Raw genomic sequence first — 22,733 nt, forward strand, 5'->3', positions numbered from 1 at the left:
CCCACGGTGACTCGGTCCGGAATCTCCGACGTCCTGCCCCTGTCCCCGCTGCAGGAGGGGTTGCTCTTCCACGCCCTGTACCACGACGACGACAGCGCGCCTGACGTCTACGCAGCCCAGCAGGTCCTGGAGCTGACGGGCGAGGTCGATCCCGCCGCCGTACGGGCCGCGGGGCAGGCGCTGCTCGACCGGCACCCGAACCTGCGGTCCTGTTTCCGCCGCCGGGAGGCCGGGCAGCCGATCCAGGTCGTACCCACCGACGTCGAACTCCCCTGGTCCGAGGTGGACTTGTCGTCGTGCGCCGACGAGGGCGACCGGGAGGCGGCTTGGCAGCGGCTGCTCGACGAGGAGCGCACCCGCCGCTTCGACCTCGCCAGGCCGCCGCTCCTGCGGCAGGTGCTCGTGCGGTGGGCGCGGGACCGCCACCGGCTGGTGACGACCAACCACCACATCCTGCTGGACGGCTGGTCCAAACAACTGCTGGTCCGGGAGTTCGGCGCGTTGTACGCGGGCGAGCACCCGACCGCACTTCCACCCGTGCCGCCGTACCGCGACTATCTGGCCTGGCTGACCCGGCAGGACCGTGACGCCGCCGAACAGGCCTGGCAGGAGGCGCTGTCCGGGGCGGTCGAGCCCACGCTGCTCGCCCCGGCCGCGCCCACCGCGCCCGGTCTCCCGCACGAGCTGACCGTGGAACTGCCCGAGGACCTGACCGCCCGCGCCGAGACCGCGGCACGCTCGCTCGGCGTCACCCTCAACACGGTCGTCCAGGGCGCCTGGGGTGTGCTGCTGGGCCGCCTGACCGGCCGTACCGACGCCGTGTTCGGGCAGACCGTCACGGTCCGTCCACCCGAGCTGCCGAACGTCGCGTCGATGGTCGGCTTCTGCATCAACACCGTTCCCCTGCGTGTGCGTTGGGACGACGATGACACGGTCACCGGCCTCCTCACCGGCTTGCAGAACCGGCAGGCGGGCATGCTGCCGCACCGGTACCTCGGCCTCGCCGACATCCGGCGTGCCACCGGCACGGGCGACCTCTTCGACACCCTGCTGGCCTTCGAGAACCACCCCACCACCATCCCCGAGGGCACGTCCCAGGTCACCCAGCTCACCGGCCGCGATGCCACCCACTACCCCCTCACCCTCGCCGTCCTGCCCGGCCGCCGCCTGGCCCTGCGCCTGTCCTACCGACCCGACCTGTACGACGAGCTGGCCGCCCGCGCCTTGCTGGACCGCTTCACCACCGTCCTGACAGCGCTGACCGCCGACCCCTCGCGCCGCGTCGGCGAGATCGAGGTGCTGCTGCCGGGCGAGCGGGAGCGTCTGCTGGACAGGACGGTTGCCGGGGCCGTCCACTCGGAGGAGGCCACGCTGGCCGAACTGTTCGCGCGGCAGGCGGCCCGCACGCCCGAGGCCACGGCCCTGGTACACGACGGGGCCTCCCTGACGTACGCGGAGCTCGACGAGCGGTCGAACCGGCTGGCTCATCTGCTCGCCGAACGCGGCGCCGGGCCGGAGCGTCTGGTGGCCCTTGCCCTGCCCCGGACGCCGGACCTGGTGACGGCCGTGCTGGCGGTGCTGAAGACAGGTGCCGCGTACGTGCCGACGGACCCGGAGTACCCGGCGGAGCGGCTGGCGTTCATGCTGGCCGACGCCGACCCGGTGCTGCTGGTCACGGCGGACGGGGCGGCGCCGCCGGACCTCGCCGGCAGGGTGCCCGTGGTCTCCGTGGCCGAGTCGCTGCGCTACCCACCCACCCCACCGCGGCTGCCGCTCCCCACCCCCGCCAACACGGCGTACGTCATCTACACCTCGGGCTCCACCGGCCGACCCAAGGGCGTCTGCGTACCACACCGCAACGTCGTTCGGCTCTTCACGTCCACCCGGCACTGGTTCGACTTCGGACCCGACGACGTGTGGACCCTCTTCCACTCCTACGCCTTCGACTTCTCGGTGTGGGAGCTCTGGGGCGCGCTGTTGCACGGCGGGACGCTCGTGATCGTGCCGTTCTCGGTGAGCCGCGAACCGGAGGAGTTCCTGCGGCTGCTCGCCCGGGAACGGGTCACCGTGCTCAACCAGACGCCGTCGGCCTTCGGTGAACTGCTGCGCGCGGACGCCGCCCTGCCCGAGGTGGGCGATCGGCTCGCCCTGCGCTACGTGGTCTTCGGCGGTGAGGCACTGGACATGGCGCGGGTCGCCGAGTGGTTCACCCGGCACCCGCAGGACGCGCCCGTCCTGGTCAACATGTACGGGATCACCGAGACGACGGTCCATGTCACCGGACTGCCGCTGACAGAGGACATGGCCCGCGCGGGCCGGGGCGGGATCGGGCAGGCCATACCCGACCTGCGCGCCCATGTGCTGGACGCCGGACTGCGGCTGGTGCCGCCGGGCACGACCGGCGAGCTGTACGTCGCCGGGGCAGGACTCGCCCGCGGGTACCTGGGCCGGCCGGGGCTGACGGCCGGGCGGTTCGTCGCCGACCCGTTCGGCCTTCCCGGCGAGCTCATGTACCGCACGGGTGACCTGGTGCGCTGGTCGGCGGACTGTGGGCTGGAGTACGCGGGCCGGGCCGACGACCAGGTCAAGATCCGCGGCTTTCGCATCGAACTCGGCGAGGTGGAGGCGGCGCTCACCGACCACCCGGATGTCGCGCAGGCGGCGATCCTCGTGCGGGACGGGCGGCTCGTCGGCTACGTCGTGGGCCCGGACCCCGACGCGGAGGAACTGCGGCGGCATGCGGGGCGAACGCTTCCCGAGCACATGGTCCCCGCCTCCGTGGTCGTCCTGGACCGGCTGCCCCTGACCACCAACGGCAAGCTGGACCGGGCCGCCTTGCCCGAGCCGCCGCGGCACGGCGGGGGCCGGGCCCCGCGCACCCCGCAGGAGGAGATCCTGTGCGGCCTGTTCGCCGAAGTGCTCGGCGTGCCCGCGCAGCAGGTGGGAACCGACGCCGGCTTCTTCGACCTCGGCGGCGACTCCCTCCTCGCCATGCGTCTCGCCGACCGGATCAGAGGCGCCCTCGGCACCACGCTGCCCGTCCGTGCGATCTTCGAGACCCCGACCCCGGCCGCGCTCGCGGAACGGCTGCGTGAGGCGGACGGCGTACGACGTCCCGAACTCGCCCCGTACGAGCGCGGACACGCGCCCATCCCGCTGTCGTACGCGCAGCAGCGGCTGTGGTTCATGAGCCGCCTCGACGGCGGCAACACCGCCTACACCGTGCCCTGGGCCCTGCGCCTGACCGGCCCGCTGGACCGGCAGGCACTCGAGGCGGCCCTCGCCGACCTGGTCGCCCGCCATGAACCGCTGCGGACCCTCCATCCCGACTTCCAGGGCGCCCCGTACCAGCGGATCCTCGACCCGGAGGCGGGCCGCCCGGACCTGGTCGTCGTACCGGCCACCGAGACCGAACTCCCCGCGCTGCTCACCGTCGCCGCGCGCCGCCGCTTCGATCTGGCGGCCGAGACCCCGCTGCGGGCCACCCTGTACGCACTCGACTCCGATACGCACGTCCTGCTGCTGCTCGCCCACCACATCGCGGTCGACGGCTGGTCCATGGCGCCGCTGATGCGCGACCTGGAGACGGCGTACGCGGCGCGGCTTGCCGGGGACGTCCCGCGTGGACGTGACCTGCCGGTGCGGTACGCCGACTTCGCGCAGTGGCAGCGTGAGCTGCTGGGGTCCGCGACCGAGCCCGGCAGTGCGATGAGCCGTCACATCGCCTTCTGGCGCGAGGCGCTGGCGGGCGCCCCGGACGAGCTGCCCCTGCCGACCGACCGGCCGAGGCCGGCCGAGGCCAGCGGTGACGGCGAGCGGGCCGCCTTCACCCTCGACGCCGAACTGCACGCGGGCCTTGCCGACCTCGCCGCCGAGGCCAAGGTGACCCTGTTCATGGTGCTTCAGGCGGGTCTCGCCGCGCTGCTGACGCGATTCGGCTCGGGTACCGACATCACCCTCGGCACGCCGGTCGCCGGGCGCGCCGACAGCAAGCTGGACGATCTGGTCGGCTTCTTCGTCAACAGCCTCACTCTGCGCACGGACACCTCGGGCGATCCCACCTTCCGTGAACTGCTGCGCCGGGTTGGGGAGTTCGACCTCCAGGCCTACGCCCACCAGGATGTGCCGTTCGACGTGCTGGTGGACGCGCTCACCCCGAAACGCAGCCTGGCCCGGCATCCGCTCTTCCAGGTCGTGCTGGCGTTCACGGGACACAGCTCGCAGCCCGCGTTGTCCTTGCCCGGGCTGGAGGTGAGCCGCGAGAACGTCGCGACCGGTGCCGCCCGCTTCGACCTGTCCGTCTACCTGAGCGAGCGCCGGGAGGCCGACGGCAGCCCGGCGGGTGTCGACGGGGTCGCCGAGTACAGCACCGACTTGTTCGACGCGGCTACCGGGGAGCGGATCGCCCAGGGGTTGGTGCGGCTCCTGACGGCCGTCGCGGCGGATCCCGGGGTGCGGGTCGGGGATGTAGATCTCGCGGGCCTCGTAGCGGCAGCCCCGAAGTTGGATGCCGAGGACCACAAGGAGCCCCCTTCGGTCGCATCGGCGCCACAGGAACCGGCGAACCACGCCGAGCGCGTTCTCGCCGGGCTGTTCGGCGAACTGCTCAACCTGACCGACGTCCCCCTCGACGAGGACTTCTTCGCCCTCGGCGGCGACAGCATCTCCTCGATCCGGCTGGTCAGCCGGGCCGCCGAGGCCGGGGTCGTGATCCGCGCACGTGACGTCTTCAAGCACCAGACGGTGCGGGAACTGGCGGCGGTGGCCCGACGGCCGGCCGGCACCGAGGCGGGTACCGGTAGGACTGCCGACGACGTGGGGGCGGTGAGTGACCAGGCTCCCGACGACGCGGTGGGCCCCGTGCCGCTCACTCCGATCATGCGGTGGCTGCTGGAACGCGGCGGCCCGATCGGAAGGTTCAGCCAGTCCGTCCTGCTGACCGTGCCCGCCGCGGCCGGTCTGCCGCGACTGACCGATGCCCTTCAGGCCCTGCTCGACCACCACGAGGTGCTGCGCTCACGCCTCGTTCCCGGCACGGAAGCCGGGCAGGAACCGGCCTTGGACATCCTCCCGGCCGGCGAGATCCGTGCCGCCGACCTGCTGGACAGCGCCGCCCCCGACACCGACGATCTCCACGCGGCTGTGGCCGAGGAGTTCGCGCGAGTCGTGGACCTGCTCGAGCCGGCGGCCGGGTCCATGGTCCGGGCCGTGTGGTTCGACGCCGGCCCCACGACGCCGGGGCGGCTGCTGCTGGTCGTGCACCACCTGGCCGTGGACGGGGTCTCCTGGCGGATCCTCGTACCCGACCTGGAGGCCGCCTGGACGGCGGTCACTGCCGGGCGGCGGCCCGAACTGCTGCCCGTCGGCACGTCGTTCCGCCGCTGGGCCACCGCCCTGGAAGAAGAGGCGCGCAGGCCGTCGCGGGTCGCCGAAGCCGAGCTGTGGCGTGGTGTCGCGGCAGCGCCGCGCACCCCGCTGGGCTCGCGCCCGCTCGACCCCGACCGGGACACCGCGGCCACGATCCGCTCCCTGCGGCTTGCCCTGCCGCCCGCGACGACCGCCCCGCTGCTCACCACCGTCCCTTCCGCCTTCCGCACCGGTATCCAGGACGTCCTGCTCACCGCACTCGCGCTGGCGGCTGCCGGCCGTCATGGCTCCCCGCACCTCGTGGTCGACGTCGAGGGCCACGGCCGCGAGGAACTGGCCCCGGGCCTCGCACTCTCTCGTACCGTCGGCTGGTTCACCTCCCTCTATCCGGTCCACCTCGATCTGTCGGGCGTGGACGTGAGCGACGCGCTGGCCGCCGGGCCGGCCGCCGACCTCGCCGTCGACCGGATCGCCGGGCAACTGCGCGAACTGCCCGACCACGGGACCGGGTACGGCCTCCTGCGCCACCTCAACCCGGACACGGCGGCCGAGTTGGCCAAGGCACCCGTCCCGGAGATCGGCTTCAACTACCTCGGCCGGTTCACCGCTCCTGACGCCACCCCCTGGGCCTTCGCCCCCGAGTCCCTGGCCCTCGGCACGGGCGTGGACCCGGACCTCGCCGCCGCCCACGTCCTGGAGATCAACGCGGTCGTGCATGACACCGGAACCGGACCACAACTGCTGGCCGACTGGGCGTGGCCCGACGGCGTACTCACCGAGCCGGACGTACGGGCGCTGGCCGAGGCCTGGTTCCACGCGCTCACCGTGCTCGTGTCGCGCGGCGACGGCGCCGGGGTCTCGGTCACGGGGCTGTCCACGGACGAGCTGGACGAGTTGGCGGCGGGCCTGGACTCCTGACCGCCCCCGAAGGAGCCGGAAGACTCAGCGAGACGAGAGAACCAGATGACACAGCCCGCGCTGGCCGACGTACTCCCCCTCACCCCGCTCCAGGAGGGTCTGCTCTTCCACGCTCTGTACGAGCACGAACGGGACGCCGCCGACGTGTACGTCGTGCAGTTGGTCTTCGAACTCGATGGGCCCGTGGTCCCCGAGCGCCTTCGCACCGTCGCGCAGGCCCTGCTGGGCCGTCACCCGAACCTGCGGGCCGCCTTCCGCCGGCGCCGTGGCGGACAGCCCGTACAAGTCGTGCCGCGCCGGGCGACGCTGCCGTGGGCGGAAGCCGATCTCACCGAGACGGGGCCCGACCCGGAGAAGGCATGGACCGAGCTGCTGGACCGGGACCGGGAGCACGGTTTCGACCCGGCCACCCCTCCCCTGCTGCGGTGCACCCTGGCCCGCGTCTCGGAGCACCGTCACCGGCTGCTCGTCACCCACCACCACATCCTGCTCGACGGCTGGTCCGTCTCCGTACTGCTTCGGGAACTGCTCGCCCTGTACGCCGCCGACGGCGACCCGGCAGCGCTCCCGCCCGCACCGCAGTACCGCGCTTTCCTCCACTGGCTGGAGCGCCAGGACCGAACCGCCGCCGAAGCCGCCTGGCGGGACGCGCTGGACGGCGTGACGGAACCGACCCGGCTGGCACCGAACGCCGCCCCCGGCGCGCATGACCTGGCCCAGGTACGAACAGAGCTGTCGACCGAGACCGGGGCCGCGCTCACGGCACGCGCGCGGAGTCTCGGCGTCACCATGAACACGCTCGTCCAGTCCGCATGGGCGATCCTCCTCGGCCGGCTGACCGGACGCGACGACGTCGTCTTCGGTGCCACCGTGTCCGGCCGCCCGCCCGAACTGCCCGGTGTCGAGTCCATGGTCGGCCTCTTCATCAACACCATCCCGACCCGCGTCCGGCTCCGCCCGGACAGCCCGCTGCGCGACCTGCTCCGCGAGGTCCAGGACGGCTACGCCCACCTCCTCGACCACCACCACCTCGGCCTGGCCGACATCCAGCGGGCGGCCGGGGTCCCGGAACTCTTCGACACCCTGGTCGTCTTCGAGAACTATCCGGTGGATCCAGCGGCGACAGGGGACGGCGGTCAGCCCAACGCCTCTGACAGTGACCGGCTTCGCCTCGTCGGATCGAGTGGGCGCGACGCCACCCACTACCCCGTGACCCTGGTGGCCCTGCCCGGCCCCCGGCCCCGTTTCCGGCTGGCCTACCGCCCCGGTCTCTTCACTACCCGCTGGGCCGAGGCCACGCTCGCCCGGCTGGTGCGGATCCTGGAGGCCATGGCCGCCGAGCCGGAGCTTCCTCAGGGCCGGCTGGGCCTGCTGGCGCCCCACGAACTCCCCCGACGCCCGGAACTCGGGCCGCCCGCGGACCGTACCCTCACCGACCTCTGGTCGGCGCAGGCCGCAGCCACCCCGAACGCCGAAGCCGTACTCGACCGGGATCGCGACACGCGTCTCACCTACGGTGAACTGGACGCCCGAGCAGAGCGGTTGGCCGAACGGCTCATCGCCCTCGGTGCCGGCCCGGAGCGGGTCGTCGGCATCGCGCTGCCCCGTACGGCGGAACTGGTCGTCGCCGTCCTGGCCGTGCTCAAGTCGGGTGCCGCCTATCTGCCGCTCGATCCCGCCTACCCGGCCGGGCGCCTGGCGTACATCGTCGCCGACGCCCGCCCGATCGTCGTCCTCACCACCTCCGCCGCGGCCGGGGCACTGCCCGAGGACACGCCGACGCTCGACCTCGACGCTCCGCCGGCGGACGATCCGAGGGTCGCTCCCCCTCGCCGCCAGTGCGCGGCACGGCCCGACAACCTCGCCTACATCACCTACACCTCCGGTTCCACCGGCCGCCCCAAGGGTGTGCTGGCCACGCACCGCAACGCGGTCGAGTTCGTCGAGTGGACGCACACCGCGTTCGGTCCCGACCGGCTGGCCGAGGTGCTGTTCTCCACGTCGCTCAACTTCGACGTATCGGTGTTCGAGATCTTCTCCCCGTTGCTGTGCGGTGGCCGTCTCGAGATCGTCGAGAACCTCCTCGTGCTCACCGACGGCACCCGCCGAGACGCCGGCCTGATCAGCGGCGTCCCCACGGTCCTGGCCACCGTGCTGGCAGAAGGCCCCGCCGTCACCCCGCACACGGTGGCCCTCGGCGGCGAGCCGATCCCCGAGCGGCTCCGCGCGGACATCGAGGCCGCCTTCCCCGGCACGCGGCTGGTCAACTTCTACGGCCCCACCGAGGCAACCGTCTACGCCACCGCCTGGCAGTCCGACGTCGACCCGGGCTTCGGCGCTCCCGGCGCCGAAGCAGGTCCGCCCATCGGCCGTCCGCTCGCCCGCAACCGCGTCCACCTTCTCGACCACGCGCTGCACCCCGTGCCGGACGGAGCCGTCGGCGAGGTGTACGTGGCGGGCGGCGGCCCCGCCCGGGGCTATCTCGGCCGCCCCGGCCTCACGGCCGAGCGCTTCGTCGCCGACCCCTTCGGCGAACCCGGCGCACGCCTGTACCGCACGGGCGACCTGGCGGTACGCGGCCCCGACGGTCTGCTGCGCTTCCTGGGCCGGGCCGACCAGCAGGTGAAGCTCCGGGGCTTCCGCATCGAGCTCGGCGAGATCGAGGCCGTACTCGCCACGCACCCGGCCGTCGCCGAGGCGGCGGCGACGGTACGTGAGGACGGGCGCGGCGAGAAGCAACTGGTCGCGTACGTCGTTCCGGGCGAGGCCGCCACGGAATCGGTGCCCGCCGACGACCTTCGCCTCCACCTCGCCCGTCCCCTCCCCGCCCACATGATCCCCTCGGCGTTCGTCACGCTCGACGCTCTGCCCCGCACCGCGAGCGGCAAGCTGGACCGCCGAGCGCTGCCCGCCCCGGCCGGGCCGCTCACCACGAAGACCGCCCCGCGAACCCCACGGGAAGAGAGACTGCGCGACATCATCGCGGAGGTCCTGAACCTGACACGAGCTCAGGTCGGCGTCCACGACGGCTTCTTCGACCTCGGCGGCCACTCTCTGCTGGCGCCCCGCCTCACCGCCCGCATCCATGCCGAACTAGGCGTCAGACTGCCCCTGCGCGCGCTCTTCGACACCCCGACCGCGGCAGGGCTGGCCCACGAACTGGCCGACGCCACCGACGAATCGGGAGCTGCCGTCCCGCTGGGCCCGCTGCTTCCCCTGCGCACCCGAGGCGACCGCGAGCCGTTGTTCTGCCTTCCGCCGGCCTCCGGCCTGGCCTGGGGTTTCGCAGGTCTGGCCCGCCATGTCTCCCCCGACCGCCCGCTGTACGGCCTGCAGTCCCGCGGCCTGATACCGGGACAGACGCCGGCCGACACCCTGGCCGAGGCGGTCGCCGAGCACACCGCCCACATCCGCGGGATCCAGCCGCGCGGCCCCTACCACCTGCTCGGCTACTCGATGGGAGGCCTCGTCGCCTACGAGGTGGCCGTCGCCCTCCAGTCGGCCGGAGAGGAAGTCGCGCTCCTGGCCCTGCTCGATGCCTTTCCGGGCGCCTGGATCCGGCAAGGCCCGGCCTCCTCCGACCGCCCGGCCCTGTTGCGCAACCTGCTCACCATTCTCGGCCGCCCGTTGCCCGGGACCGAGGCCACGCACGAGCCGCTCACGGACCGGCGGTTCGCGGAACTGGTCCGCGGCGTACCCGACATGGCCGGCAGTCTCGGTGACGCCGAACTTTCGGCGCTGGTCGAGGTGACGGCCAACAACGGACGGCTGCTCGGCGAGTTCGCCCCCACCTCGTACCGCGGCGACCTGCTCGTCTTCACCGCCGCGCACGATCCGGGAGCGGTCAGCTCCCGGCACGGCACCTGGCAGCCGTACGTCGCAGGGCACGTCGACAACCACGACGTCCCCTGCGCCCACGGCGACCTGACCCGGCCGGCGGCACTGGACCGCATCGGCCCGGTAGTGGACACCCATCTGCACCTGAGGAGGAACCGACCATGACCACCAACCCCTTCGACGACGACACCATCGAGCACCTGGTGCTGGTGAACGACGAAGGCCAGCACTCCCTGTGGCCCGCGTTCGCCGAGGTCCCGGCCGGCTGGACCGCCGTGCACGGCCGGGCGAGCCGCGCGTCCTGCGTGGACTACGTGAACGAGCACTGGACCGACATGCGCCCCACGAGCCTGATCGAGGCCATGGGCGAGTGAGTGACCGCACGACCGACCGACTCCCGAGGAGACACGCACACCCATGACCACGCATGACAGCATCAAGCTGGTGTGCCTGCCGCACGCCGGGGCGGGCGCCTCCTTCTACCGCCCCTGGACCGCCTCGGCCGGGGACTCGCTGGAGATCGTGGCCCTTCAACTGCCGGGCCGGGAGCGGCTGATCGACGAGGAACCGTACCAGGACGTGCACCGGGCCGTGGAAGGGCTCATGCCCCAACTGCGGGAAAGGCTCGGTGAGCACGATGCCCGCGTGGCGCTCTTCGGGCACAGCCTCGGCGCCGTACTCGCCTATGAACTCGCCCACCGGCTGACGGCCGAGCCCGGCATCGAGCTCGCGCACCTCTTCGTCAGCGGTTCGCCGGAACCCGATCAGGGGCGAACCCGACGAGCCACCGGACTGTCCGACGACGACTTCCTCGCGCGCGTCCGCGAGTTCGCTGGGTACAGCCATCCCGCACTCGACGACCCGGACATGCGTGAACTGCTGCTGCCCGCCCTGCGGGCGGACGTCGAGATGCACGAGACATACGTCCGCAGCACCCGCCTGCCGCTGGACGCGCCCGTCACGGTGATTCGGGGTGAGCAGGACGACCTGGTGAGTCACGAGGACGCGGCGGCATGGGGCAAGGCGTCCGACCGCGACTTCGCCCATGTCGAGCTGCCCGGCGGCCACATGTATCTGACCGAGTCCGCGCCCGACCTGATCCGCGTGATCGTGTCGAGGCTGGTCTAGGACCGGCCCCCCGGCAAGGAGTATTCGATGCGTCTGCACGGCAAGTCAGTCCTCGTCACCGGCGCCGCCCGCGGCCTCGGCCGGGCCACCGCGGTCGCCTGCGCGGCCGAGGGCGCCGACCTCGCGCTGCTGGACATCTGCGCTGACCTGCCCGGGGTTCCCTACCCCCTGGGCACCCCGGGCCAGTTGGAACACACCGCCGCGCTGTGCCGGGAGGCGGGGGCGGCGGTGCTGACCGCAGAGGCCGACATACGGGACCTGTTCGCCGTGCGGGCGGCGGTAGCTCGGGCCGAGGACCGGTTCGGCCGGATCGACGTCGCCGTCAACAACGCGGGGATCGCCGCGCCCTCCGGCAAGCCGGTGCACGAGATCGACGAGGACGAGTGGTCCCTGATGATCGACGTGGATCTCTCCGGCGCCTGGCGGGTGATCCGCGAGGTCGGCCGGGCGATGAGCGCCCGGCGCGCCGGCAGCATCGTCAACGTGGCCTCCACGGCCGGGCTCGTCGGCTACCGCCACTTCGCCGGCTACGTCGCCGCCAAGCATGCCGTGGTCGGTCTCACGAAGGCCGCCGCGCTCGACTTCGCGCCCAGGAAGGTGCGTGTGAACGCCGTCTGCCCCGGATCGGTGCGCGACGACGCGGGGGCCGAGGGCCGGATGCTCGCCGAGATCGCCCGAGCGCTGGAGGTGCCGGTGCACGAGCACGAGAAGACCTTCGTCGAGGCCCAGCCGATGAACGCGCTGATCGAACCCGAGGACGTGGCCGCCGCGGTCGTCTTCCTCGCCTCCGACGAGTCCCGGCAGATCACGGGCTCGGTACTGACCGTGGACGGCGGATTCACCGTCCACTGAGCCCCGAACGCCAAGACGACACGGCGTACGGCCGTGGAACGACAAGGAGTACGGCCCGTGCCCGCTTCGCTGCCCGATCCCCTCCCGTCCGCGCCCCACTGCCACGCGCTGCGCGTCCGCACGGGGGCGGGCCCCAGGGCCGACTCCCGCCGACCGGGGATGTGGGTCGAGGACATCCCCGCACCCTCCGCGGACCCCCTCGCCGTTCGCCGTCGCACCGTCGAACTCGCCCGCCCGAGCGGCGACACTCCGCGCAGCGTCCTCCTGCGCTACGCCGACGGCGTGTCCGACCTGATCATCGTCGCTCCGCGCCGCCGCTTCGACCGCAAGGCCCTCCTCCAGTTCGCGGCCGGTGAGGCCGCAGAGCACCGTCCTGGACCCGCCGCCGCGTCACCCGCACCGGCACCTCCTCCTGCCTGGGGTCTGGGTGGCGACGAAGGCCAAGGCACATCCCACACCCTCCCGCTGGGCCACGATCCGGGCGATGAGGCGAGCTGGCTCACCGCACTGGCCGTCACTCTGCGCCGCTACGACCCCGACACCCCACCACGCATCGCCACCGACGACGGCGTGTACACCGTCGAACCGGCCGCCACACTGGGTAAGTCGAAGCCCTCCCCCGACACGGGCCCCGCTCTCGCGGGCCTGCTGTTCGACGACTCGGCCCTCGCCGCCGAGGGCGGCCCGGAGACCGAGTACGTGCCCTGTCTCGCACCCCCGTTCCCGCTGACCATGTCGGTCTTCCGGGACAGCGGCGGCCTGAAGCTGCGCTGCGATCGCCTGGGCAGCCACATCTCTGCTGAGATCGCCGCACAGCTCGTCCGACATCTCGCGCACGTACACCAGCAGGTCATGAAACACCCGGGAACCTTGCTCCACGACGTGGAACTGCTCGACACCTCCGAACACGCCCGCACGGTCGCACTGGGCCGCCCGCCCCGGTCCCTGACCACCAGCCGGACCAGCGTGCCGGAGGCGTTCGACCGGATCGCCGCGGCGACACCAGACCAGATCGCTCTCACGGACCGCGCCACGCACGTGACCTACCGCGAGCTCGACGAGCGCGCCACCCGGCTGGCATCCGGTCTGCGGGCCCGCGGCGTCGGCGGCGGCGACCGGGTCGGCGTCTGTCTGGACCGCTCGGCCGAACTGGTCGTCACCCTGCTCGCCGTACTGAAGGCGGGCGCGACCTACGTACCCATCGACCCGGCCTACCCGGGCGACCGCCTCGCCCACACGGCCAGGGACGCGGAACTGGGGGTGCTGATCACCCGGCTGTCGCCCTCCCCGGAAGTCCCAGGCTGCATACCGGTGACACCGGACGACCTCCTCGCCCCGGCTCCCACAGAGGAGGCCCTACCCTCCCCCTCCCCCGACGACCCGGCGTACGTCATCTACACCTCGGGCTCGACCGGCCGCCCCAAGGGCGTCGTCGTACCGCACCGCAACGTGATCGCTCTGGTCGACGGGACGCGTGACGAGTACGGGCTGGGCGCCGGCGACGTGTGGACGTGGTTCCACTCCAGCGCGTTCGACTTCTCCGTGTGGGAGATCTGGGGCTGCCTGCTGACCGGAGGACGACTGGTCGTCGTGCCGCACTTCGTCTCCCGTGAGCCGGACAGCTTCCGCGACCTCCTGGTGCGGGAGAAGGTCACCGTCCTCAACCAGACCCCGTCGGCCTTCGCGCAGTTGCTGAACGAGGACCACTCCGAGTTGGAGGTACGCCTGATCGTCTTCGGCGGCGAACCCTTGGACACGCGGATGCTCCTGCCCTGGTTCGACCGGCACCCGGAGCGGTCCTGCCGAGTGGTGAACATGTTCGGCATCACGGAAACGACCGTCCATGTCACTGAGCAGACCCTCGACCGGCGGCTGGCACTGACGTCCACCCGTTCCGTCGGGCACGCCCTGCCCGGCTGGCACCTGTACGTACTGGACCCGGCCGGCCGCTTGCTGCCCCCAGGCGTGGCGGGCGAGATCTGCGTAGGAGGTGCGGGAGTGGCACTCGGCTACCTGGGCCAGGAGCAGTTGACCGCACAGCGCTTCGTCCCGGACCCGTTCGCCGACGGATCAGGCGGCACGATGTACCGCAGCGGTGACCTGGGCCGCCTGCGCCCCGACGGCCGCCTCGAGCACCTCGGCCGCATCGACAGCCAGGTCAAGATCCGCGGCTTCCGCATCGAACTCGACGAGATCCGAACCATCCTCCTGGAAGACCCCGCCGTACGCACCGCTGCCGCCCTCGTCCGCCACGACGACCCAACCGACGCGTCCACAGCCAGAATCGACGCCTACGTGGTTCTGTCCCACCCTGAGGGCGACACGCGGACGATCCGCCAACGAGCTGCAGGATTCCTGCCCGACTTCATGCTCCCCGCCACCATTACCGCCCTGGACACCCTCCCTCTCACCGCCAACGGAAAACTGGACGCGTCCCGACTCCCCGAGCCCGTCCCGAGTACGAACGGTGGTGAGTCCCCAGCCGACACCCTCGCCGAACACCTGACCGAGATATGGAGCGAAGTCCTCGGCGTGCCCGTAGGCCATGATGACGACTTCTTCGAACTCGGCGGCAACTCCCTCCTCGCCCTTCGCATCGGCGCCGCCCTGCGCGCCCGCGGCCTGCCCTCCCTGCGTCTACGAGAGCTGTACCGCAACCCGACCATCCGGGCCACGATCACGAGCCTCAACGCGGTGGACGCTTGACCTGCACCCGCTCGCGTCCGCGAAGCCCGGCAAGAGAAGAGACCGTGTGCGTCGTAGGACGGGCCAGATGCCCTCGACCGGGTTGAGGTCGGGTGCGTAGGGCGGCAGTTGGAAGACGGTGAGCCGGTCGCGGTCGGCGATGTAGCGGCGCATGCCGGCGGTGAGGTGGGTGTTGAGGTTGTCCCAGACCAGCACGATCGGGCCGCCGAGCTGCCGTCGGGCCGGGCGTCCGGGCAGGGGCGGTAGATCAGCCGTGAGGATTCGCCGGTCTTGTAGCGCATACCTCATGCACTTGGCGTACCGCAGGGATCATGGACCGTCAGCCCTACCGAGAAAAGTGCTCATGCGTGTACAGACGAAAGTGCTCAGCCGTGGGACCGGGACGACGACCTTGCGGCCGTGGGGGTGTTCGCGAGCGTCTATGACTTGCCGGCGGCCTGACCTTGGAGCACGCGGGCGTAGGCTCTCAGGGATGCGGATAGGCGAGTTGTCCAAGCGCACGGGCGCAAGTCCGCGCTCATTGCGGTACTACGAAGAGCAGGGCCTGCTGACCAGCTCACGCTCCGACGCGGGGCAGCGTCACTATTCCGATGCTGCGGTCCAGCGCGTGTCGCTCATCCGGCAGTTGTTCGAGGCGGGTATGTCCAGCCGGGTGATCGCGACTGTGCTGCCGTGTGTGGACGTCCCGGGTGACCTGGGCGTCGCCGAGGAGACGTTCATGGCGATGATGCGCGAGCGCGACCGGATCGACGCCGACATCGCGCACCTGATCGAGACCCGGGATGCACTCGACGTGCTGATCAAGGCCAACAGTCGGCACCGGGCGGAGCTGTCCACGGACCCGGAACCGGTGGCGCCGTCGGCCTGATGCTGTGATCTGCGCCATAGCCGCTTGCCCTTTACATCAATGTCAGAGGTGAGGATGGCGACAGCACCCGGAATCACCGGGTCGGTCATACGAGAGGCGGCGGAAGATGGGGCAGGCGTGGGGTTTCGACAGTAATGGCGGGCCCGAGGTACAGGAGTTCTTCGATCGTCCCGATCCCGTCCCCGGTCGCGGCGAGGTGCTGATCCGGGTCGACGTCGCCGGCGTGAATCCCCTCGACCACCTTCTGCGTTCGGGTCTGGTCGACGGGCTCGACGGCGGGCGTCCGTTTCCCCGCGTGCTGGGCATGGAGGCAGCCGGAACGGTTCTCGCCCGGGGCGAGGACGTCGAAGGGCTCGAAGTAGGTGACGCGGTTTTCGGCTTCGCCCTCACCGGTGGTGGCACCTACGCCGAGACGACGGTGCTGTCCGCGTCGAACACCGCGCGCATTCCGGAGGGTCTGTCCGCGACCGTGGCGGCAACGCTGCCAGTGGCCGGGACGACCGCGGTGGACGTGCTCGACCAGCTCGGCCTCCCGGCCGGTTCCACGGTCCTGGTCAACGGGGTCGGGGGCGGGGTCGGCCTCGCCGTCGCCCGGCTGGCTGTCGGGCGCGAGCTGCATGTGATTGGCACCGGGAGTACCGCCAAACGCGAGCACGCAGAAGCCATCGGGGTGCGGTTCATCGACTACACGGCCGAGGACGTCGCCGCCGCGGCACGCGAGCTGGTTCCGGACGGCTTCGACGGGATCGTCGACCTGGTCGGTGGCACCTCGCTGCGGACGGTCGCTCCGCTGGCCCGGGATCCCCGCAACGTCATCGCTGTGGGTGATATGTCTGTGCCCGATCTCGGTGGGCGTTTCGTCGAGCGTCGCGTCGACCGCGAGAACCTGGAGCGGTCGGCCCGGCTGGCCCTCGACGGACTCCTCGCACCCGTAATCACCGCGGTCCATCCGCTCTCCGACGCCCCGGCCGCCCTCGCCACCGTCGAGAACGGTCACACCTCGGGCAAGGTTGTCATCAAGGTGGCATGAGAAGTGCCCGGCCGCCTGACGCCGTCGACGGTCCATTGCGGACTGACGAGAACCCGTGGTCAGCGCACCATCAACTGAGCACGTTCACCGGTACGGGGTTGAGCACGTTCAGGCATACGCCGACAACGGTCAGCGCGAGCGGCCGGGAGGGCGCGGAGCCGGGGCCTTCGCCACGCCGGTCGGGCGGCCGGCTGCGGCTGCCGGGCGGACCGGAGGCAGCGGGCAGGCCTCGCCGGTGAGCCGGTCCTCGCACCACTGCGGCGCCTCATCGACGGTGTCGAAGCCGCCCTCGCGCAGGATGTGAAGGGCATCGCGCTCCGGCTGCGGCGTACGACGGCGACGGCCCTCGCCGAGCTGCGGCGCTGGCGCAGGCGGCCAAGAACGACGGTCCCCCGGGTCAGCCTGGCCTCGCTCCAGGCCGAACTGATGGCCTGGAGCAGAGCGGCGTGCAGCCGGGTTCCAGGGCGGGGCCCGGACCGAGGAGGCTCCTCAGCCCGCTCTCCACCTGACCGAAAATGGCTGCCCTGCTCTGCCATCCGGGCTTTCCTCCTGTGGACGTGCTCGTTCTCTGCGGGTTCTACCGGTTCCACCGGTGTTCCGTAGCGGTCGGCCCGGCGGCTTGGTCCGGCCCCGCCACGGCGCACCACAGCCGCGAACGGCAGACGGCGTCTCTCTCTCCCCCCCAGGGGGGCAGGTCTGGTCACGCCCGCGCTGAACAGACAGGCGGCATCGGCATTCGCGGCCCGCCGGTCGCGGTGGAGGGGGCTGCGGGCCCGCTTTGAGGCGGCTGTCCAGCGGTATTGACCTGTCGTCAGCTGGTGGGCACGAGGACGGTGTCGATGATGTACACGTTGGCGTTGGCGAGCTTGACGTTGCCGCACACGACCTTGGCGGAGTCGTTGACGGTGGAGGACTCGCCGGAGCCGGACGTGGTCGGCTTGGACTTCTCCAGGGTGCCGAAGGAGCCGTTTCTCCTGGTCCTGGGGTACGAGCTTTTGGCCCACGCCGCACAGAGAAACACGAGTGTGCGGGGCGGGCGGTCTTCGGGTCAGGTGTGTGCGATGTTGCCGACCGCGGTGCGCAGGTCGCCCTCTCCAGGTTGCAGCGGGGGCAGGGGGGTCGCGTTGGCGGGGTTCAGTGAGTCGAACAGCAGAGCGATGAAACGGGCTCGCATCGAGGGTGCAGTGCCGGGGATCGCGAGCCCGGCGACGGCCATGACCAGAAAGCGCGGGATGTCTTCCGCGGTGAGGTCGTGGCGGACCTCGCCCTGTTGCTGCGCGCGAAGCAACACGGGGTGCAACGACTCACTGAAGCGCTGAATGGCGTCCACGGCGACATCGGAGAAGTTGCTCGCGAAGGTGACCAGCCCCTTCTCCTCCGCGATCAGGTCGAGCAGGCGCGTGGCGATGTCCTGGAGGGACTGGCGGGGGTGAGGGGCCTCGGCGGCGCGGTCGATGAGGGGGAGCAGGTCGGTTTCGAGGATGTCGTGGAGGACGGCCCGGACGATGGCCTCGCGCTTGGGGAAGTGGCGGTAGAGCGTGGCGATGCCCACGCCGGCCTCGGCCGCGATCTGCTCCAGGGAGGCTTCGCCCGTACCGAGGACGGTCCGTCCGGCGGCGGTGATGCGCTCGATCGTGGAGCGTGCGTCGACTCTGCGTCGCGGGGCCCGGTCGCCCTTGGTGCCGGCCATCTATGGCTCCTTCCTGCTCTGCGATGAAGCCTATCCGCCCTTGGGGTGACCGATAGCCACCCATCGCTTTGATAGTCCACTATCGCTTTGGTAGTACTCTCTCACCTCGTGTCGGTGCCGCCTGCGGGACCCACGAAGACGCCTGACGATGGGAGAGAGCTGTGTCCGTTCTGCTGTACCGGCTGGGAGGGTTCGCCTACCGCAAACCCTGGTACGTCATCGGGGGCTGGCTGGCCGTGGTGGCCGCTGTGGTGGGGCTCCTGGTGGCTGCTCCGGTCAAGTTGAGCAACGAGGTGCGCATTGACGGCACCCCGTCCCAGCAGGTCATCGACGATCTGGCCAGGTCCCTGCCGGAGGCGTCCGGGGGGCAGGGCATGCTGGTTTTCAGGGCGCCGGACGGTGCCCGGATCGGCGACGAGAAGGTCCAGGGTGCTCTGCTGGCGGCCCTGGACGCCGTCTACGGCCACGACCACGTCGTCGATGTCCGAAAGGCTCTCGCGAAGGAAGCCGCGAAGGGCGACAGCAGCCCGCTGCTGCTGGCGCAGGCAGCGGTTGCCCAGGCCGCGGGACAGCCGTCCCCCGGCAGGACACCTGTCCCGTTGCAGGTCGACGGACGGCCCGTGCCCGGCATCGTCGTAGCCGCCGACGGCTCCGCGGCCCTGATGCAGTTCCAGTTCGACGAGCAGACGTACGAGCTTCCCTCCGGGACCATCGACAGCACCGTCGAGGCCGCCGAGCGGCAAGCCGCCCGCGGCGGCCTCGAGGTCCTGCCGTCCGCGTCGATGATGGAGATCCCTGAGGTCGTCGGCGTCGGAGAGATCGTCGGCGTCGTCGTGGCGGCCATCGTCCTGCTGGTAACCCTGGGGTCGGTCGTGGCGGCGGGCCTGCCCCTGGTCATCGCCCTGGTCGGCGTCACGGTGGGCGTGGGCGGAGCCTTCACCCTCTCCACCGTCTTCGAGATCCACTCGCTCGCCGCGGTCCTCGCCTTGATGCTGGGGCTGGCCGTCGGCATCGACTACGCCCTGTTCATCGTCAACCGGGAACGCCGGCTGATCCTCGAAGACGGCCTGGACGCGCACGAGGCGACCAGCCGCGCCATCGGCACGGCCGGGAGCGCGGTCTTCTTCGCCGGCAGCACCGTCATCATCGCCCTCACGGGGCTCCTGGTCGTCGGGATCACCCTGCTCAGCACCATGGCGATCGTCGCCGCCGCCACGATCGCCATCGCCGTCCTGCTCGTCCTGACCCTGCTGCCGGCACTGCTGGGGCTGGTCAAGGAGCGCATCTGCCCCGCCCGCGCACGGCGCCGGGCGCAGGAGCGGGCGGCCGGCGCCGAGCGCCCCTGCCCAACGCGGGCGACCCGGTGGGGAGCTCGTCTGATCCGCCACAAGTACCCGGCGCTCGCGGCCGCGTTCCTGGTCCCCGTGATCCTGGCGGTGCCCGCCGCCGATATGAGGATGGGCCTGCCCTCCGGCGCCAGCTACAACTCCGACACCGCGCAGCGGCAGAGCTACGACCTGGTCAGTGACGCTTTCGGGCCCGGCTACAACGGCCCGCTCATGATCGCCGTCAATTCCACCGCCGAGGGACGTGCGCTCACCCCGGCGACTCTCGCAGCGGTCACCGCCGATCTCAGGGACGTCAAGGGCGCGACCTCCGTTTCCCTGGCGGGGATGAACAACGCCGGCACCACGGCCATCCTCACACTCGCCCCCGGCAGCGGCCCCAACGACGACGCCACCAAAGACCTCGTCACCGCCGTACGGGACGAAAGTGCGCGGATGAGCGAGGCCACCGGCACCAAGATCGGTGTCACCGGCTTCACCGCCCTCGCCATCGACGTCTCCGACCGGCTCGCCGATGTCCTGCCCCTCTACGTGGCCACCGTTCTCGGGCTCTCCCTGATCGTCCTGCTCCTGGTCTTCCGCTCCGTCATGGTCCCCGTGACGGCGACTCTCGGCTTCCTGCTGTCCATCGCGGCCACGTTCGGCGTCACCACAGCCGTCTTCCAGTGGGGCTGGCTGCAGGCCCTGATCGGACTGGATGCCACAGCGCCCGTCGTCAGCCTGCTGCCCATCATCATCACCGGTGTCCTGTACGGGCTGGCCATGGACTACCAGATGTTCCTGGTCACCTCCATGCGCGAAGCACACGTCCACGGCGCCACCCCGCTGAACGCCACCGTCACCGGCTTCGCACGCGCCGGCTCCGTTGTCGTGGCGGCGGCCACCATCATGGTCTCTGTCTTCGCCGGGTTCGTCTTCAACGCCCAGCCCATGATCAAGCAGGCCGGATTCGCGCTCGCCGCGGGCATCCTCATCGACGCCTTCGTCATCCGCATGACACTCATTCCGGCCACCATGGCGCTGGCCCGGGAGAAGGCCTGGTGGCTACCCACCTGGCTGGACCGCCTCCTGCCGGACCTCGACGTGGAGGGCGACAAGCTCGCGCAGAAGATCCCGCTGCCCCGTCCCGTTGCGGCCCAGTCGCACGCCGCCGCACCACAGGGGGCCGACATCACTTCGTGAGACCTCCCGGGGGGAGCGCCGCGAGCGTCGCCCCCCGGGTACCCGGGGGACAGGTCGCCACCTTCCACGACCGACCCACGATTGCCGACACTTCGCCCGCAGACATCACGCAGGTCGGCGTCCGGAAGAGGCGGGGCCTGCGCCGCACCGGCGAACTCGAGCCGATCGGTGTGCCGTCATGGGACCGCTCAGGACCACCGAGCGGCTCAGGCCGCCGCCAGCTTTCGGATGCGCGGGTGGTTCTCCAGAGCCCACCGCACGGTCTTCAGCGGGCGTCCGAGTAGGGTTTCCAGTTGGTCGGTGATACCGCCGTAGCGGGCAGGCGCAGTTCACCGTCGGCCAGTGAGCCCAGGGCCAGCCAGGTCATGATGGGGTTCTCGACGAAGAAGGCCGCCTGTTGACGGTCGGGAGGCCGGACCACTCCAGCACCTGCTCGGCGACCCAATGGGCCCGCTGCTGCGGCGACCAGTTGGCGACGAGTCCGCCGAGCCACGCACGCCGCTCTTCCTCCGGCGCGGTCATCTTGTCGAAGGTCATGAACGACTGCTCGTACTCGGAGAGGTTGACGAACACCTCGATGTCGCCCTGGGCCCGCGCCGCCGCGGCGTGCCCACGCTGTGCCCGGCGTGCGGCCCCCCACGGTCTGAGAAGTATTCCCCGGTGCATGCTGGGCGGCCGGCTCAGCATGCACCGTCGGCCAAGGCGCCGAACCGGCCGCGGAAGAACAACAGCGGCCCCGTCCGTCCGTCGGCGGCAAGGTCGAGCACACGGCCCACCACGATCACGTGATCGGCTCCCTCCAGCACCTCGGTGATCTCGCCGTCGATCCAGGCGAGCGCACCGGCCAGCAGCGGAGAGCCGGTACGCCCCGCCCGCCGGTCGACCCCGGCGAACTTGTCGCCGCCGGAGACCGCGAACTGCCGGCACAGCGCGTCCTGTCCCTCGGCCAGTACGTTGGCCGCGAAAGTCCCGCCCCCGGATCCGCGGCGAGGTCGTGGACGTCTTGGCCGGGGCGAACGTGACCATGGGCGGTTCGAGCGACAGCGCCTGGGACGACGTCTACGTCCAGAACCCTTCGCGGCCTCATCAGGGCCATGGACGACGCCCCGTCAGCACCTTCATGGTGTACACGCGCACTCCAACGCCCACAACTATGACGTCCCACCACATACGCCTCTGACCTGCACCTTCCTACGGTGTGGCGACACACGAACGCCCCCGCCGAACAGCAGGAAGTGGTGCCGATGTCCTCCCCCGCGACCGCTCCCCCACCCCCCGCCAGCCTCAAACGCATCGTCACGGCCAACCTCATCGGCACCACCATCGAGTGGTACGACAACTCATTCGATCACGGCTAGGACCTGCACCTTTTCATGATTCTGGCCCGCCAAGTCAGCACGGAATCAGCACGGAGTTGGTGACGGGCTGACTTGGTGCTGGTCGGAGCCGGTCGGAGCGCGCTCTCCTGAGCCTTGACGGCACAGGGGCGCGGTCACACAGTGTCGCGAAGAGCTCCACCGTCTTGCGCGGCACCGGGTTCGCGTTTCTGTCCGCCCAATCCACGGACGGGACGCGCATGCTTCGATGCATCGGCGAGGAGTGCACCAGATCGGCTTGCAGTGGACCGAGCCATGGACCGGAACATCCCTGCAGCGGTGGGGAGTTCGGGTGCGGTAGTGCGATCGTCTTCCCCCCTCGCCGGGGCCGTGACGGAACACCCTCGCTTTGGCACGAAGGGTTGTCGGTGCCGAAGCCAAATCCCTTGGGCTCCACCGAGGAGCACGAGGTCCTCACCTGGTTGAACCGTGA

General features: G+C 71.2%; 13 protein-coding genes and 2 pseudogenes. 10 read left to right on the forward strand and 5 right to left on the reverse strand.

The window, feature by feature from the left end; all coding sequences use genetic code 11:
• Positions 1 to 6 precede the first annotated feature (6 nt).
• From ACZ6I3_RS11195 to ACZ6I3_RS11220, 6 genes are all read left to right on the forward strand, one after another.
• A complete protein-coding gene (locus tag ACZ6I3_RS11195; protein ID WP_469413714.1) occupies positions 7 to 6,285 on the forward strand; it encodes an amino acid adenylation domain-containing protein in 6,279 nt (2,092 codons plus the stop codon).
• A gap of 45 nt (positions 6,286 to 6,330) precedes the next feature.
• A complete protein-coding gene (locus ACZ6I3_RS11200; RefSeq protein ID WP_469413715.1) occupies positions 6,331 to 10,287 on the forward strand; it encodes an amino acid adenylation domain-containing protein in 3,957 nt (1,318 codons plus the stop codon).
• Positions 10,284 to 10,496 carry an MbtH family protein gene (locus ACZ6I3_RS11205; protein WP_469413716.1) on the forward strand — a complete coding sequence of 71 codons (213 nt, stop codon included), beginning with the start codon at positions 10,284 to 10,286 and terminating at the stop codon, positions 10,494 to 10,496. Before ACZ6I3_RS11200 ends, ACZ6I3_RS11205 begins: the two co-directional genes overlap by 4 nt.
• 43 nt (positions 10,497 to 10,539) lie before the next feature.
• Positions 10,540 to 11,250: a thioesterase II family protein gene (locus ACZ6I3_RS11210; RefSeq protein WP_469413718.1), complete on the forward strand. Its 711-nt coding sequence runs from the start codon at positions 10,540 to 10,542 to the stop codon at positions 11,248 to 11,250.
• A gap of 27 nt (positions 11,251 to 11,277) precedes the next feature.
• Positions 11,278 to 12,102 carry an SDR family oxidoreductase gene (locus ACZ6I3_RS11215; RefSeq protein ID WP_469413719.1) on the forward strand — a complete coding sequence of 275 codons (825 nt, stop codon included), beginning with the start codon at positions 11,278 to 11,280 and terminating at the stop codon, positions 12,100 to 12,102.
• Positions 12,103 to 12,261: 159 nt separating this feature from the next.
• On the forward strand, positions 12,262 to 14,808 hold the full coding sequence (locus ACZ6I3_RS11220; RefSeq protein WP_469414069.1) for a non-ribosomal peptide synthetase: 2,547 nt from the start codon (positions 12,262 to 12,264) through the stop codon (positions 14,806 to 14,808).
• Between the two features lie 48 nt (positions 14,809 to 14,856).
• Here ACZ6I3_RS11220 and ACZ6I3_RS11225 read toward each other — a convergent pair.
• Positions 14,857 to 15,030 (reverse strand): annotated as a pseudogene (locus tag ACZ6I3_RS11225) (transposase); the annotation flags it as partial.
• A gap of 250 nt (positions 15,031 to 15,280) precedes the next feature.
• Here ACZ6I3_RS11225 and ACZ6I3_RS11230 point away from each other — a divergent pair.
• On the forward strand, positions 15,281 to 15,676 hold the full coding sequence (locus tag ACZ6I3_RS11230; protein WP_469413720.1) for a MerR family transcriptional regulator: 396 nt from the start codon (positions 15,281 to 15,283) through the stop codon (positions 15,674 to 15,676).
• A gap of 106 nt (positions 15,677 to 15,782) precedes the next feature.
• Positions 15,783 to 16,706 carry an NADP-dependent oxidoreductase gene (locus tag ACZ6I3_RS11235; RefSeq protein ID WP_469413721.1) on the forward strand — a complete coding sequence of 308 codons (924 nt, stop codon included), beginning with the start codon at positions 15,783 to 15,785 and terminating at the stop codon, positions 16,704 to 16,706.
• 811 nt (positions 16,707 to 17,517) lie between these two features.
• Here the strand turns inward: ACZ6I3_RS11235 and ACZ6I3_RS11240 are convergent.
• Positions 17,518 to 17,710: pseudogene (locus ACZ6I3_RS11240) on the reverse strand (fasciclin domain-containing protein); the annotation flags it as partial.
• 44 nt (positions 17,711 to 17,754) lie between these two features.
• Positions 17,755 to 18,396, reverse strand: coding sequence for a TetR/AcrR family transcriptional regulator (locus tag ACZ6I3_RS11245; protein WP_469413723.1), 642 nt, complete (start codon positions 18,394 to 18,396; stop codon positions 17,755 to 17,757).
• A 161-nt stretch (positions 18,397 to 18,557) separates the two neighbouring features.
• On the opposite strand from ACZ6I3_RS11245, the gene ACZ6I3_RS11250 reads away from it, so the two are divergent.
• Complete coding sequence (locus ACZ6I3_RS11250; RefSeq protein ID WP_469413725.1) at positions 18,558 to 20,924, forward strand: MMPL family transporter; 2,367 nt, start codon at positions 18,558 to 18,560, stop codon at positions 20,922 to 20,924.
• Between the two features lie 363 nt (positions 20,925 to 21,287).
• Here ACZ6I3_RS11250 and ACZ6I3_RS11255 read toward each other — a convergent pair whose 3' ends face one another.
• Together ACZ6I3_RS11255 and ACZ6I3_RS11260 are read right to left on the reverse strand one after the other, a co-directional pair.
• Complete coding sequence (locus ACZ6I3_RS11255) at positions 21,288 to 21,497, reverse strand: hypothetical protein (RefSeq protein ID WP_469413726.1); 210 nt, start codon at positions 21,495 to 21,497, stop codon at positions 21,288 to 21,290.
• A 107-nt stretch (positions 21,498 to 21,604) separates the two neighbouring features.
• Complete coding sequence (locus ACZ6I3_RS11260) at positions 21,605 to 21,874, reverse strand: flavin reductase family protein (RefSeq protein WP_469414071.1); 270 nt, start codon at positions 21,872 to 21,874, stop codon at positions 21,605 to 21,607.
• Positions 21,875 to 22,120: 246 nt separating this feature from the next.
• On the opposite strand from ACZ6I3_RS11260, the gene ACZ6I3_RS11265 reads away from it, so the two are divergent.
• On the forward strand, positions 22,121 to 22,282 hold the full coding sequence (locus tag ACZ6I3_RS11265) for a hypothetical protein (RefSeq protein ID WP_469413728.1): 162 nt from the start codon (positions 22,121 to 22,123) through the stop codon (positions 22,280 to 22,282).
• The last annotated feature ends 451 nt before the right edge of the window (positions 22,283 to 22,733 follow it).

The organism is Streptomyces sp. NPDC041940, assembly GCF_055589465.1.

Coding starts and splice junctions, on each gene's coding strand:
- ACZ6I3_RS11230 (WP_469413720.1), top strand. CDS start 15,281: ATGCGGATAGGCGAGTTGTCCAAGCGCACGGGCGCAAGTCCGCGCTCA.
- ACZ6I3_RS11200 (WP_469413715.1), top strand. CDS start 6,331: ATGACACAGCCCGCGCTGGCCGACGTACTCCCCCTCACCCCGCTCCAG.
- ACZ6I3_RS11220 (WP_469414069.1), top strand. CDS start 12,262: ATGTGGGTCGAGGACATCCCCGCACCCTCCGCGGACCCCCTCGCCGTT.
- ACZ6I3_RS11210 (WP_469413718.1), top strand. CDS start 10,540: ATGACCACGCATGACAGCATCAAGCTGGTGTGCCTGCCGCACGCCGGG.
- ACZ6I3_RS11235 (WP_469413721.1), top strand. CDS start 15,783: ATGGGGCAGGCGTGGGGTTTCGACAGTAATGGCGGGCCCGAGGTACAG.
- ACZ6I3_RS11245 (WP_469413723.1), bottom strand. CDS start 18,396: ATGGCCGGCACCAAGGGCGACCGGGCCCCGCGACGCAGAGTCGACGCA.
- ACZ6I3_RS11215 (WP_469413719.1), top strand. CDS start 11,278: ATGCGTCTGCACGGCAAGTCAGTCCTCGTCACCGGCGCCGCCCGCGGC.
- ACZ6I3_RS11205 (WP_469413716.1), top strand. CDS start 10,284: ATGACCACCAACCCCTTCGACGACGACACCATCGAGCACCTGGTGCTG.